8 protein-coding genes are annotated in these 15,188 nt (G+C 49.8%); 2 read left to right on the top strand and 6 right to left on the bottom strand.

All coding sequences use genetic code 11. The features are described from left to right. Positions 1 to 19: 19 nt before the first annotated feature. Entirely contained in the window at positions 20 to 1,708 is a 1,689-nt protein-coding gene (locus tag ACDJ59_RS20540) for a methyl-accepting chemotaxis protein (protein ID WP_413405345.1), read from the bottom strand. 352 nt (positions 1,709 to 2,060) lie between these two features. On the opposite strand from ACDJ59_RS20540, the gene ACDJ59_RS20545 reads away from it, so the two are divergent. Both ACDJ59_RS20545 and ACDJ59_RS20550 read left to right on the top strand, forming a co-directional pair. Further along, a complete protein-coding gene (locus ACDJ59_RS20545) occupies positions 2,061 to 2,561 on the top strand; it encodes a MarR family winged helix-turn-helix transcriptional regulator (RefSeq protein WP_413405347.1) in 501 nt (166 codons plus the stop codon). 29 nt (positions 2,562 to 2,590) lie between these two features. Next, on the top strand, positions 2,591 to 3,532 hold the full coding sequence (locus ACDJ59_RS20550) for an NADP-dependent oxidoreductase (protein WP_413405349.1): 942 nt from the start codon (positions 2,591 to 2,593) through the stop codon (positions 3,530 to 3,532). Positions 3,533 to 3,624: 92 nt separating this feature from the next. On the opposite strand, the gene ACDJ59_RS20555 is transcribed toward ACDJ59_RS20550, so the two are convergent. The 5 genes from ACDJ59_RS20555 to ACDJ59_RS20575 form a co-directional block, all read right to left on the bottom strand. Then, entirely contained in the window at positions 3,625 to 5,622 is a 1,998-nt protein-coding gene (locus ACDJ59_RS20555; protein ID WP_413405351.1) for a CotH kinase family protein, read from the bottom strand. A gap of 228 nt (positions 5,623 to 5,850) precedes the next feature. Then, positions 5,851 to 10,176, bottom strand: coding sequence for an alpha/beta hydrolase fold domain-containing protein (locus tag ACDJ59_RS20560; protein ID WP_413405353.1), 4,326 nt, complete (start codon positions 10,174 to 10,176; stop codon positions 5,851 to 5,853). A 95-nt stretch (positions 10,177 to 10,271) separates the two neighbouring features. Then, positions 10,272 to 11,822: an extracellular solute-binding protein gene (locus tag ACDJ59_RS20565; protein ID WP_307414754.1), complete on the bottom strand. Its 1,551-nt coding sequence runs from the start codon at positions 11,820 to 11,822 to the stop codon at positions 10,272 to 10,274. Positions 11,823 to 11,962: 140 nt separating this feature from the next. Further along, the gene (locus ACDJ59_RS20570; protein ID WP_413405356.1) at positions 11,963 to 14,374 is read right to left on the bottom strand and encodes a DUF4962 domain-containing protein; all 2,412 of its coding nucleotides are present in this window, start codon (positions 14,372 to 14,374) and stop codon (positions 11,963 to 11,965) included. Between the two features lie 35 nt (positions 14,375 to 14,409). Further along, positions 14,410 to 15,177, bottom strand: coding sequence for an SDR family NAD(P)-dependent oxidoreductase (locus ACDJ59_RS20575; RefSeq protein ID WP_413405358.1), 768 nt, complete (start codon positions 15,175 to 15,177; stop codon positions 14,410 to 14,412). Positions 15,178 to 15,188: the final 11 nt, after the last annotated feature.

Consider the following 15,188-nt stretch of genomic DNA (forward strand, 5'->3'; position numbering starts at 1 on the left):
TTCCCTATTGTAACAGATATTAAATCTTAAACGGACTAAGTGAGGTCTGCAGCTCTGTCGACACATCAGACAAAATAGCCGCAGATGCCTTGATCTGCTCTACCGACTTGAGCTGTTCATGGACAGAGTCGGCAGCCTGTTGTGAATTGGTACTAGCAGTTTGCGCATGGCGAGCGATCTCATGCACAGAAGCCACAATCTGTTCCACGCCTGCGGACATCTCTTCACTTGTCCCAGCCATGTCCTCAATCTCTGTAGCAATACGCAGGTTTGTATCCCGGATCAGGCTGAAGTTTTGCTCCGTTTCCCGGGTCAATCGCAGTCCTTCCTGTACTTCGTCCTTCACTCTCGACATGGCCGATAGCGATTGCTGCATATCTTGTTCCATGGCTTCGACCAGTTCTTCAATACGATCTGAAGAGTCTCCAGCTTGTTCGGCCAGTTTACGAACCTCGGTAGATACGACGGCAAATCCTCTGCCATGCTCCCCTGCTCTTGCTGCTTCAATGGATGCATTGAGGGCAAGCAGATTCGTTTGATTTGCAATCTCATGAATGGCGGAAACCATCTGGCTAATCTTTGCCGACTTCCCTTCCAGCATACGAATGACTTCATCCGTTGTTGTAACGGAAGATTCAATGGTAGACATCTGCTGAACGGTAAGTTGCACCGCTTCACCTCCGGTTTCAGCCTGTTTGCGTGAATACAAAGCAGAGTCCGAGATGCTGGAGGCGTTGTCCGCCATGCGTTGTACGGCTATCGCCACTTCTTCCATGGCCTGCAGATTATCTTCCGTACTAATTGTCTGACTCTCGGCTCCTTGTGCGACTTGTTCAACGGAGGATGCAATCTGCGCCGATTCTTTGGACGTTTGGTCCGCAATCTTCAGTAGCAGCCCAGTCGAATGCTCTGCTTTCTCCGCAGCTTGAAGTCCTCCTTGAATGATGACCTGGAGATTACTTCTCATCTCATTGTATCCCATGCCCAGCATGCCAATCTCGTCTTGGACGTTGTCCACAACTGGCTGTGTGAAATCGCCCGTACCCGCACGTTTAATCGCTACGGATACCCGTTCGATTCTTACTCTCACCCTGCGAACGTACAGCAGGATCAGGGTAATTGCGACTAACATTGCAAGCAGGAATACGATCAGGAATGTCTTGAGGAACGAGGAGATAATCACATCAATTAACGATTGAGAAGCGCCAACATAGAAAATTCCGATAATCTCTCCGGATGCGTTCTTGATTGGTTCATAGGCCGTCTGATATTTCTGACCCACAACCACGGCTTCACCGAAGTATTTTTCCCCTTGCTGCAAAACGGTCTGGGCGACCTCGTCCGATACCTTCGTGCCGACAGCACGCTTTCCGTCCACCATGACATTTGTTGCAACACGTTCGTCACCTCGGAAGATCGTCACCGTGTCCCCAGACGCTTGTCCAATCTCATCCACCAGTTCAAAGTTGCCTTCCAGCGCGGTATCTCCCTTGAATAATTGTCCGTCCTTAATGGCCCAATCTCCTGGATGCTTATATGTAATGATACTATTCGCCATCTCCAGATCTCGCTTCGCTTTCTCTGTAGCAAATGTCGTAATCCCCTGTCTCATCTCCAGGATTACACTTACCGCCACGGCTGAGGAGAAGACGATAAATATACTGATAACGATCAAACTGATTTTGGTACCGATGCTCATGCTTCGCATGTGTGTGAGCCACCCTTTTCCCTATGTAATTGTGGGGATATTCAAGCCGATTTCGATTCCGTTTCGAATATCACTATAGTCTTATCGGTAGGAGTGTTCACAATATTTATAATATTTCAGTGACTTTTATCACAGTAATCAAAATTAAAAATCAAAGTTTTTCCGCTTTCTCCGTAATTATGTGAGAATGATCTGCTGTCTGGAAATTTAAACAATCTAGAAAGAGAAATTGGATATGTCAATATTCATGTATAAGTAAGCACAAAAAATATATCACTTAATTATGTTGCCAACCACATATTTAAGTGATATATTTATGTTGCCGACAACACAATTAAGAAAGTTGAGGTACATGATGACAACCAAAGATGATTTCAAAAAAAATGATAATCTTCAAGAATTAAATAATGAGGAATTCAGTGCAGTAGCGAACTATCCCATCAGTTTTAGCATTTTTGCTCTGGCACGCTCTCACAAGGGTCTTGCTGCGCAGTTGATTCGGGATACCGGGCTTTTTCCCGGTCAAGAGATTATGCTGATGCAGTTATATGCCCAAGACCATCAATCCCAAAATTCTCTCGGTCGCACACTTCGCCTGGACCATTCAACTGTAGCCAAGTCTGTTCGCCGCCTGGAAGATGCCGGTCTCGTTACTCGGAGTCGGTCCAAAACCGATGGACGGGTGACCATTGTATCCCTGACAGAAGCCGGACGCGCACTGGAGGATCAAGTGAATAACGCTTGGCGCCAAGTGGAGCAGATCACCACAGCTGGCCTCTCCGATGAAGAGAAGAACTTGCTTTTATCTCTTTCACAGAAAATTGCTGCACAGATTGATTCATCTCTATCCTAAATTTCCTTAACGAATGGAGCATGTACACAATGCATACATCTAAAATGAAAGCTATTCAAATTCATCAATACGGAGGATCCGATACATTACAGTTCGAACAGGAAGTCCATAAGCCCCAGCCAGCTGCCGGCGAAGTTCTGGTACGCATTCAGTATGCTGGAGCCATTCCACTGGACTGGAAGATTCGTAACGGCTGGTTGCAGGACGTGTTTGTCAAAGAGCTGCCTTATACACCCGGAACGGCCATGTCAGGCATCGTTGAGTCCGTGGGAGAAGGTGTCGATACCTTCAAGCCGGGAGATCGCGTTTTTGGTAATGTGAACGGAAGTTATGCCGAGTATGGTATGGCTCCTGCTCAGGATTTGGTGCATATGCCAGACGACCTGAGTTTTGAGGATGCTGCGACCATTAAAGGCGGAGCTGAAGCTGCATGGAAAGCACTGTTCACCGAAGGTGAGTTGGAAGCCGGGCAAACCGTTCTGATCCACGCTGCTGCGGGCGGTGTCGGACAATTCGCGGTGCAGCTGGCAAAATGGAAAGGCGCTCATGTTATTGCTACCGCGTCTGGTGCCAATGTTGATTTTGTTGCTTCATTGGGTGCTGATCAAGTGATTGATTACAAGACAGCCTTGTTTGAAGAACTGGTAAGCAATGTCGATCTGGTTGTTGAAGCTGTTGGTGGAGAGATCGAAGATCGCTCATGGAGTGTTCTGAAACCTGGGGGTAAACTGGTATCGTTAACTCAACTGCCTTCTGCCGAAAAAGCAGCGCAGTATGGCGTTACAGCCAAGTTTAATTCCAAATTCCCGACATCAGAGGATCTGTACACAATCGCTCAGCTAATCGCTAACGGTTCCCTCCGTTCACAGATTGATTCCATCTTCCCTTTAAGTGAAGCGAATCAAGCGCATGCCAAAAGTGAGGCCAGACATGGACGAGGTCGGATTTTGCTGGATGTTCGCTCCGTCTAACCTGAAAAGCAGAACAAAAAGGGATTCGATCTGACCACCGAATCCCTTTTCTTATTCTCCATACAACAACGTTGATCTGCAGGAGATATTTCTTATTTGGATGTAAGGCTTACTTGTGCAGCGGTTTGATCCCAGTCCACGGTAAGTCCCAGTCCTTCTGAGATGAAGCGTACAGGCACAAGTGTGCGACTGTTTTGAATGATCGCTGGTGCATCAATTTCGAGTGTCTCCCCATTTACGGTTGCGGTGCTGCTCCCGATCTTGAGCACAAGGGTCTGATCATTCAGAACAGCTGTTACCGACTTCGCCGTTTTGTCCCAAGTCACTTCTGCACCCATTGCTTCAAGGATTGCGTTCACAGGCACCATCACTCGGCCATTTTGCTGCAGTGGGTCCTGATCCGGGAATGTGATCGATTTACCATCGAGTGTTACGGTAATGGTTTTGTCGTTTGTTCCGGATGAGGTATTCGAACCTGTCTCTTCCGAAGTCTCAGGCAAAGGCGTTACTTCACGTCCAAGCTGCTCTTGCAGATTCGCAAGACGGTTCAGTGCAAATGTCGTCAGTGATCCGGCTGCCATGGAGCCCATGCCTCCGCCGCCAAAGTTACCACCAGGGCGTGTCTGCGTATTATCTGTACCCGTTGTTGCATCTGTTGTACCGTTTCCAGTTGCAGCACCCGACTGAGTTGGAGGTGTTGTTCCATCTGGAGGTGTCATTCCTTCGAAACCTTCAGGCGGCGTCATACCTTCCATGCCTTCAGGTGGGGTCATGCCTTCAAATCCTGCTGGTGGTGTACCGCCCCCCATACCACCTGCCGCGTCTGCATTGGCAGAATAAGCGATGTTGGATTCAAACTGTTCTGTCGTATAAAACTTCGTTGGATCTGCTTCCACATAAGGACGAATCTCATCGGCAAGGCCAGTAATACGATCCTGAATGCCTTCCATATAGTCTGTCAGTTCATTGACGTAGCTCAAATATTTTTCCTTATACTCCGGCACAGCAAGCAGGTTGTTAATCATCGGTACATTTTCCATGTTAATGCCTAGTACCGGCTCGTTCACAGATACGTTTGTTGCGTTCGTGTTGGTCGTGGTTGATCCGGTTGTTGTGCCACGTCCACCTCCACCCGAGTACCCGTTGAAGGACATGTTGAAGTCCCAAGGAACAACGGTGAACTTGCCAGAGGCATCACTGTAAAGCATGTAGTTGTGTCCTTTGTCACCGTTGTAACTGTCATAGTTGCCAAAAACCATGTTGCCTGCAATATATTGAAGTGCCGAATTTACGTCCAGTACACTTTCAATATCACCTTTTTCACCTTCTGGCATCTCGTTCAGCGTTTGGATGAAGGTTTTGAGTTTGGCTTTATCCTTATCCGTACCCAAGTCTTTGGTGATTGTACTGTAGTCACTGCCCTCTTCATATTGAAGATAACTCTTCTCATCCGTATCATAGAGGACGCCTTCTTCGTAATCCTCACCGTAGTTGCGCTCCAGATAGCTATCATCCACCGCTTCAACGCCAGTATAGAAACCAACCAGCTCGCCGTTAACGTACAAATTAACATAGTTCGTCATTGGTACATCCATGCCAATGCTGCGCAGTGCTTCATAGTGAAGAACTTCACGCATGTACGACGGATCGGCGTAGTTATTGTTTAGTACCATTTTATCCAGTCCAAGCAGCGTTTGTGTTTTGTCGTATTTATCAAACTTCAGTCTGAAACTGTAACGGTCCGAATCTTCCATTGATGCTACGGCTTTCAGGGTCAGATTGCCCTTGGTGGAAAAACCGACATTGTCCAGCTTGTTGCCGTCCACTTCCACACTAACATTCTTATAATCCTTATCCAGCGGACTTTCGAGCATGCTCTTCCAGTCTGCATCATCAATCGTCACACTCACATTAATGACGTTATCCGTCTGGAACAACGATTCATAAGCTTGCGTCACGCCTGCACTCGTGGTTGTCGCTGTGTTCTCTGCGGCAAATGCCGCATTCGGACTTCCGATCAGCCCAAAAGATGACGTTACCATGGTCAGGGATAATGCCGTTACTGCAACTTTTCGTAATAAAATATTCAAATGATGAATCCTCCTTCTTGGTTTCTCGGTAAGCAACTGGGGCTTATGTAATCATGGTAGGGGACGAACCTTTAGTGAATCTTAAATAAATGATTCATAACAAAAAGTAGCCCATCAGGCTACATAAGTTGAACTATAAATGTTACACCTTATCACTCCGATTGCAGTATGGTGTAAAATTGAGCTTCAACTTATATAGACGCCTGCCAGGCTACTTGTTCTGATTCTTTATAACTCGGTAACGGTCACACCTGCTGCTTTGTAATAATCCTCATTCACATTGTTTAGAATGTTGGCCTTCATTAGAATGCCTACTCCGGCAAAGAGGCCGATTCCGTTTGTATTCCCTTCAATAAGGTTATTTTCAATCCACACGTTCTCAGGGTCCCCTTCGCCGACATTGCCTGCTCCGGCATCACCTTTGTCGCGCTCAAGCCTCACACCCCAGTAACCGCTCGCCGTATTGTTACGAATTACATTGCCGCGAATCACCGTGCCCGGTCCGTTCAACACTTTGATCCCTGCTGCCTCTGCAATCACTGTAGTATTCTCGATGAGATTATCCTCAATTAGGGTATCGGGGGTACCCATGGTTACCGAAATACCGATTCGACTGTTGGTAATTGTGTTGTCATGAATGTAGTTCCCTTTGCCAGACTTGCTGTGGTTGCTTGGCGCCGAACCCCCGGTATTGCCGAGCCCAATCCCTGCGCCTGTCAATACGTCCATAATGACATTGCCGGAGATTTCATTCAAATACTCCAGTTCACCATGAAGGTCGATGGCGTCCAACTTTGTTCCGTTAAACGTATTGCCACGTAACACATTATTATGAGCTACAAACTGAATCAGTGCTCCATGTCTGAGATAAGGACCTTCAAATGTACTGTCCTCAACCACGTTCCATAATGTATCATTGTCAAATCCGAGCCGATCGGTCTTGGCCGTTCCCTGAATCGAAATGCCATAACCTGAACCTCCAGGGCCCAGATCTGTTGCATTGCGGAAGGTTGCATGCTTCACAACAACATCGCGGCTGTGCTCAATGCGGATTGCCATTCGTTTGAACTTCTCCACAATTACGCCGTCAATCGTAATGTCATACGATGGTGCCTCGCCATAATTGGCGATATGGATCATGCTATCCGGCCCCCCTGCGGAGGGATTATTGGATTGATGATCGGTCGTGTAGCTGCCGGACCAGGCTGAAGTTATGGTCATGTTGGATACGAGAATGCTATGCTGAGCCGATGCTTTCAGAACGGCACTTCCCGTCACCTGATTCAGCGATGTCTTGAGCACAGTTCCTTCACGGCTCTCACCTCTCAGATTCACTCCGGATTTGAGCATCAGGTTGGTGCTGCCATCCGGCCAGGATAACAAATTGTACACTCCATCAGGCAAAAACACTTCATCCCCAACGTTGGCCTCGTCCATCGCAGCCTGTATAGCAGGGCGGTCATCACTCGTGTTGTCAGCAGGATCTGCTCCATAATCCCGTACATCAATTATACGTCCGGTCACGGCATGTGGAGCATGGACAGCATGTGGTGTGCCATCCGTTTCCGTTAGACCTGGGGCGATAAAGGGCATCGTCCCTTCAGGTGGATGGGGCACGATGTATGGAATTAGAGCCACAGGTGTCCCTCCCCCTGCAAAAGGAGCATACAGATGCACATCGCTCAGACTTGTGTAGATACTTCCATCGGAATTGCCACGTCCGGTGATTCGCACATAACGTGCAGAAGTGTCCGGGATATCAAACGCCTGCATTTCGGTTGTATCCCCACTACTTTCGCCATTAAATATCTGGGTCCACTGCTCACCGTCAACAGACGATTCCATCTCAAAAGATGTCTTTCGGATATCCCCTTTGTAAAAACCAATCCCAACATAACCCACTGGCTGTGCCTGCCCCAGATCAAATGTGATCCATTGCCCCTCTCCTGCAACAGACCAGCGTGTATAGCTGTTATTGTCGAGGGTATTGGTCGCCAGGTTGCCGTCGCTGCCACTTGCCGTGACGGAAGCCACAGGCAGGGACGATACCGGAACGCCAAGGGTTATCATTTCGGTTGATAAAGCACTGCTGATGTTGCCCGCTTCGTCAATCGCCCTCACTTGAAATGTATATGGTGTATCCGCTGCAAGTCCGCTGTCCCGGAATGACTGCTTACCTTGTTCGCTCAGCAGAACTCCATCCCGATAAATCCGGTAGGCAGATACAGCCGTATCGTCACTGGCAGCAGGCCATCTCAGTTCTGCAAAATCCGTTCCCCAGTTGCGAATCTCCAGCTCGGCTCCCTGCTCCCATTCGGGTAACTGCGTGTCACTGCCCTCTTCAATCAAAGCAATGACTGATAACTGTGGTCGCGGATTACTCGTTCCGTTGGCTTCCTTGGTATATACGTTTACAGAGACACTTGTTGCCCCCGCGTCCCCGAGCAAAAATGCCACTTGCCCAACATCTGCACGTTTCTTCACATAATCGGTTACATCCACTTCATAGACTGCCGGACTTCCATTCCGATCTGCCGTGACATGGAGTGTGCCCAGCAGCGAAGCTTCGCTCAGACTTTGGACGGGAGCATTCGACCAGGTTAATGATGATTCATTCCAGTCTGTAGCATCCACACCATACAGAGACAACTCTGTATCGGTATTCGATGTTCCTTTCTTGGCGGCAATCCGTAGTCGATACCGATCTCCTTCCGGCTCATTTCCGGTCATATCAAATTTGAGATATACATATTTCTTGGTTGATGAAGTGGAAGAAATACTTAGTAATCCGGTGCTGGAACCTGTAGCCTTATTGAAATTCAGGTCAGGCTTGCTGCTGTCAATCGCCGCATCGTCGCTTGGCAGTTTGCTGGCGATGACCTTCTCAATCAATGGTGTTTCTTCTTCCTCTTCTTCATCTCCATACGAAGTGTCTTCGGGATTACTTTTGAAAATAATTGGCTCCGTAACGATCCGGTTCTTCACATGTTCATCCAAGAAGGCCCATGCCTCCGCATTAGCATTCTCGGAAGCTGTACCTGTAAATCCATGGCCCTGACCGGGTACAATCTTCACATCCACCATCGGGACACCCGCAGATTGAAGCTGCTCTGCAAAAGTAACACTGTCCGTGTATGGAATGGTGGCGTCAGCATCCCCGTGGCGAATCCAGAACGGTGGATCATCCGGTGAAGCATACGTGCCCGGCATCGCAAGTCTGGCCTGTTCCGGTACATCCAATGCGCGATGACCGCCTAGCAGAGCCGTGACCGAGCTATAATTATTGGCAAATGTCGTCGTAAAATCAGCGGGTCCGTACCAGTCGGCAACCGCCTGCACTTTGTCCGAATACTCAGGCCATCCGCCAGAACCTTCGAGATTCGGTACCTCTACCGTGACTCCTGTATCAAGCACGACGGGATCACCAGCGACCAAGTCCCCCGTGGTCCCGAGTAATGCGGCCAGGTGACCGCCCGCAGATGATCCCCAGACGCCGATACGACTTGGGTCCAGATTGTACTGGGCGGCATGGGCCCGCAAATATCGGATAGCAAGTTTGACATCCTGAATCTGGGCAGGGAAAGGCGCCTCAGGCGTCAGCCGGTAGTCCAGAGATACACCGATGTAACCACGTTTGAGTACATAATTGCATATGGAGTTTAATGCCTGCTTCCGATCCCCGTGGTTCCACCCACCTCCGTGAATATAGATCATGACTGGCATCGGTTCAGCTGCCGCAGTCTCGGGAACAGCAATGGATGAATACATCGCCCGTCCACCAGCCATGCCAATCTCCACATCCTCGTATAAAGTCACTCCTTGCGGTGGTGTAAATTTAGTATTCTCCTCTCCAGGTGGCACTGGGGACGGGGCAGGCGTTATACCCGGAATGGCCTGACCGTAAATGGCAACATTGTCGATATACATGTTGGCCTGCATGACATCTCCTGTCCGAAATCGAATATTCACTGTACTGTTATTGTTCGCCTCCGCACCCAGCGTCCAGCTTTTTAAGGTATTGCCTTCCTTATTCTTTATGTCTGGATTTCCTGGGGGAAGTTGGAACGTCTCCAGCGTTGACCAGGAAATTCCACCATCCTTCGACCATTCAATAATCACGCTTCCGCTTATATAGGAGGAAGCTCTTGTGTAGTAGCTTAGCCGGATGTTTCCGTATCCGGTCAGATCAAGTGGCAACGCGAGTGCATCGGTTCCGTCTATCTTGATCATGTTGGGTTGGGATGGTGCGGTTGTTGAAGATGACGTTTTGGCCTTGCTCCCGCCCGCACCGTCCTGACGCCATGGTGCCTTTAATGCAATTCCGCCCGTAGAGCCAAAATTGTCGGGATCATCAAAGTTTTCCGCGTAAATCTCCAGTTCGGGCCCCTCGGGTTCCGGGATATTTTCTTCCTGTGCAGCATTGATAACAGAATGAGGAATATCGTCTTCCATCGCCCGGACTTCATGCACAGGAATGGCGATACCGGTAATGAGTATGAAAGATATGGCAACAAGTGCAGCCCGCTTCGTCCACGTTTTGAACAAGTCTTTCATTAGTATCCCTCCGTATTCACCTGACTTGCCACTCCAATGACAGAAAAACCTTCCGATCGCTGTGATCGTGTAAATGTATTGTTCAACTTATATCGTTAGCGACGCGGGGCTGACACTCCCTCACCCTTCTTAAATTTCTCCGTAGCTTCCTCGATGGCCTGATCGCCACCTTTGGATTTCCATTCCTCAACCACTTTTGGCCAATCGGAGATGGGCTCCTTACCATAAACCATCTTGATCATGTGCGTGAGCAATACTTGAGGAGGTGTATCCGAATTGGGAGCAATCTCGGGATTCTGCACAAAGGCCTCCAACCGCGGATCAAAGTTGATGCCATCCCGGCCTTCTTTGGCTAAAATCGTATCGTAAATATTCATCAGTTTCCTGCCTTCTTCTGTCAGCGATAACGAGCCTTTATTGTACGTTGTGTCCTGAACAAACCATAAGAAAGACTGACGGTAACGCTCTTCATCCACGCCAGCGGAATCCGTTGGAGCGGTGTACGAAATCACGCCATTATCCTCTGTGTAGGTTTCTCCTTCCGTGCCGTACGTGAAAAACTTCTCCGCTTCATCGGACACCATCCAGTTAAAAAAACGGATAATGGAAGCCGGATCAGCCGCATCCTTATTGATAAAGTAGGCACGTGTCACCGGACCGTACAGATAGTAACCACCTTTACCGTCCGGGCCAACAGGGGAAGGGATAATTTCGATTTTGGCATCGGGAACCGACGCTTTGATCTGCTTCTCCCATTGAATCAGTTCGTTGGCGTTCATGGACCACATGCCCGCCTTGCCGGAGAGAATCGTATTTTTGAATACCGTCGAATTGATGGTCGCAAACTCTTTGTTAATCAGCCCTTCTTCGTACATCGTCTTATAAACCGTCAGGGCTTGCTGCATATTCTCGTTATCCATGAACTTGGGTACAATCTGGTCGCCCTGCTGCTCCATCATGGACAGGAACTGCTGCACATCATAGGCACCAAAGAAGGTATCCGCATATTTGAAATCTTCACGCCCCATATATGGATTCTCCACACCAAGCTTTTTAAAGGCACGCAGCACTTCCAATGTTTCTTCCACCGTGGTGGGCACCGGCAATCCCGTTTGGTCCAGCAGATCCTTACGAATCCAGGTTGCCCGGCGGGATGGATTGGATAAATATTCGGGAATGGCATAGATCTGGCCGTCATGGGTGACCTGGTCCCAGGCTTCCTTCGGCACGGCTTTCAGCAAATCTTGCCCATACTGCTGCAACAGCTCATCCAGCGGCTGGAATACTCCGGCTTCAACCGAGCCGGCCATCTCCTTGCCGTTGACACCGCCATCACCCTGCACCACATCAGGAATATCGTTGGTGGCAAACATTTGGACCATTTTCTGCTCATATTCCTTATGAGGCACAAGCACGATTTTCAGATCACTATTGGTCAGCTCCTCCAGCTTTTTCACCCATTTATCCTGGTTGATGTCCGGTGACTTCTCCACATACGTATACGCCAACGTTCGCAGTGACATGGAGAACCTCGTCTTGCCGTCTCCCCCATTCTCACCAGATTCAGCCCCACTCCCCTTGCTGCATCCCGCCATGAAGGTTGCCGCCAGCAATAGCGCCATGCCTGTGACCATCCACTTTTTCATGCTACCCCTCTTTTCATCCTGATTTAGGTTTAGGTATCACTTATTGTGAAGCGCTTTCATAAAGATGATAAAACATCCCCACCGCCTGCAACAATGGGGATGTTTTAGATGAGATTGCGTTTTCTTTAGGTCAGCACTTACTAGTACGTCTTGGATACCTCGATCTTCTTTGTTACACCGTTGTCGGTAAAATAGAGATGGATACCGTGATCTTGGTCATCGATGAAATAGGGGACATACTTCGGCTCCTCGATCTTATATGGTACAAGCAGCGTAACAATTGTATGACTTGTGGCAGACCGCGTTTCCGCGCTCAGATGATAATGTCGGTCCAGCCCTTCGTACTCTGCCGGGTCCACCTCTGCAAATTGATCCGTCTGGCTAAGCGCCAGTTCACCGGAGGAAGCATAGACAAATGTCCCCTCAAGCCCCGCCTTAGTACCGTTCAGGCGGAAGCTCTGCCCTTTCAACTGTAGCGGGTGCAGCGCATGGAACAGCCATTGAATGCTGTCCGGTTTCTCCAGATCAATGTGGTCCACAATAACGAAGTAGGCGGATTGCAGAAAATGAATCTCCCGTACAACACGCTTCACATGAGGTACGGTGCTGGCATAAGCATCGGTCGCTACCGCGCGCACATAACCATCGCCATCCCGCCAATAGGCCTCTTCGATCTGACCGGTTGCAGCCATATTCAGCACCTTATTGTTCTCGGCATACTGACCTGCTCCGCCAATCAGCAGATTGTTTTTGGAGCGTGTCTGCCTGCGCCATTCCCGGTGAAAGGAGCTTCCGTGCGCGATATAATAGCCCGTATCCGCCGCGAGCGGCTCACCGAATGCATGCAGAGTAAAGCTGTTCTGATCCGCATGACTGTGGCTGATCGAGCCATAACGGCTTGACTTGAGAAGCAGCATGATATGCTCATCCGGATCATCCATCCGGTGATGCATGGCTACCCACCCCACATCACGGAACCACTTCAGCGGCTCGATGTCCACAGGCGACTCTTCCTCCACCTGCGGATAATCGTGGCGGTATACTAATTCGTCAAAGTTAAAGTCCCACCAACCGTAGTTATAAAAAGCACCCTCTGTCCCCGGATCAGATTGACGTACACGCTCAAAATACCACTGGTACGAGCGATTGCCTGTAACCCCAGCCAGTTGGCGCACAAGATAACCTGTTTTCAAGTTTACCGGGTCACCCAGCGTAGACTGGTCCCCAAAGCTGGCGCGCCGTGCATCAGGCGGGTAGACGTAGAATGGAAAATCCCCGGTACGCTGGAAGAATGGCCGACGGAAAAAGTCGATGCCCGCATAGTTTCGCAGCAAATTCATCGCTTCGGTCACATAGGCCATGCCTGTTGTCCAATACATCGGACCTTCGGCCCAACCTCCATCACTGCCTCCCCATGGGGAGTACAGACAGGCATAATAATCGATTGCATAATCCAGCCACTCTGCAGCCTGCTGCTCTTCATGCAACAAGGCCATACAGCAGGGCACAAGCACGGAGGATAATGAACGCACGGCATGGCTGTCATAGGGCACATGATGAATCTTCGAGCGAACCATCACATGCTGGGCTACCTGTTCTGTCCGCCGTAGCAAACTGCGCCTGACCACTTCCTGCTCTTCACTGTTCAACTCATCATGCAGCCAGTCATAACCCCAAGCGAGCGCAGCGGCAACCCGAAAGGCCGCCTCGTCATTATAATCGCGGGAGGTCGTTCCCTCCGTATCCCAAGCTGCCACATGCAACAGCCAGGTTTTCGCCGCATCAAGCAGCAGTTCGTCACGTAGCACCCGCCCCGCGATGCTGAGATGACGAATCGCATATAACGTTTCCTGACAGTCAATGTACATTTGCCTCCAAAGTGCGGCGACACGTTTGTTCTCCGGGTAAGGCTGCGGTTCACGAATGGGTTCACGGTTTGCCCATGGCTCCACGGAATTTGCCATAAACGCATCCCAGCCGCAATACGTGGAATCGGACGCAACACCATCCGCAAGTTCATTCAGCCCACGCTCACCAAGCCACAGCCGGGGGTGAGACATGTCTGTGGAATCGTATCGCTGCGCCCGGGAAGGTAGCGGTGTCTCGGGTAATCCCACTGGCACAGTGAACCGCCGCACCTCACTCCAAGCCGACATTTCTCCTTGCTTCCCTTGCGAGGCATGCCCTTCGGCTTCACTCCCTTGCTTCCCCTGTGAGACATGCGCTTCGTATTCGCTCCCTTGCTGCTGCACTGGGTGATCTACAAGCAGCGCATATCGCCAATAATAATCCCCAGGTTTAAACACCCGGTCTGGCGTGAAAAAGTTATACGGAATCGGCGCAAAGGTCATCGTCTCTTCTTCCTGAAAAGAAGGGCTCGCCGACACTTGCAGCAGATAGGCATTCTCATCCTCCTGCTGTGCCGCCATCCAGGTAAACCTTGGCGGATTCTCTGCCAGAACGGTATGCTCGTCAGGCGCATAGTCCACATGGAACGGCCCGCTGATGGGTTGGTACAAGGACTTTTCTGCAAGTTTTCGCTTCACTTCCATCGTTTTTCCCCCTCCTTATCGCAATTGTTGTAACATCAACGCATATACATGCCGCCATTGATTTCAAGCGTCTCTCCGGTTATAAAAGAACCCAGGTCGGAACACAGGTACAACGCCGCTCCAGCGACATCATCGGGAGTTCCTTCCCGTCCAAGCGGAATGCTGTTTACCGCAGAAGACCGACCTTCTGCCGAGGTGAACGTAGCATGGAAAGCCGTCTGTCCGATGAAGCCGGGGGAGAGCGCATTCACCGTAATCCCGCCAGAGGCAAGCTCTTTGGCAAGCCCTTTGGTTAACGCCATGACAGCCGCCTTGGATGCTGCGTAAATCGCTGCACCCGGCCCGCCCCCATTATGGGCCGCTACGGAGGTCAGATTGATAATTCGTCCGCCACCAGCCGCCTTCATGCCAGGAATGACTGCTTTGGAGACAAAGACGGTGCTCTTCAGATTGACATCCATAATCCGGCTGTACAGCTCCTCACTCATCGTTTCAATGGGGCTTCGCTCCACCAGATGTCCCGCGTTGTTAACCAACAGGTCAATTGGACCGCCGAAACGGAGTGTAATATCTTCAACCATCGCTCTGATCGCATCCGTATCCGTCACATCTGCCTGAAATGCCGCCGCTTCACCACCAGCATCCCGGATTGCAGTCACGACTTCCTCCGCCCGCTCCATATTGTGCAGACCATTCACAGCGACCTTCGCCCCGCAACGAGCTAACGCTCCAGCAATAGCAGCACCAATCCCTCCACTGGAACCTGTTACCAATGCGATTTTGTTCTGTAAATTGATATTCATGTTCTATCTTC

The organism is Paenibacillus amylolyticus (assembly GCF_047302515.1).
GTDB classification, from domain to species: Bacteria; Bacillota; Bacilli; order Paenibacillales; family Paenibacillaceae; genus Paenibacillus; species Paenibacillus amylolyticus_G.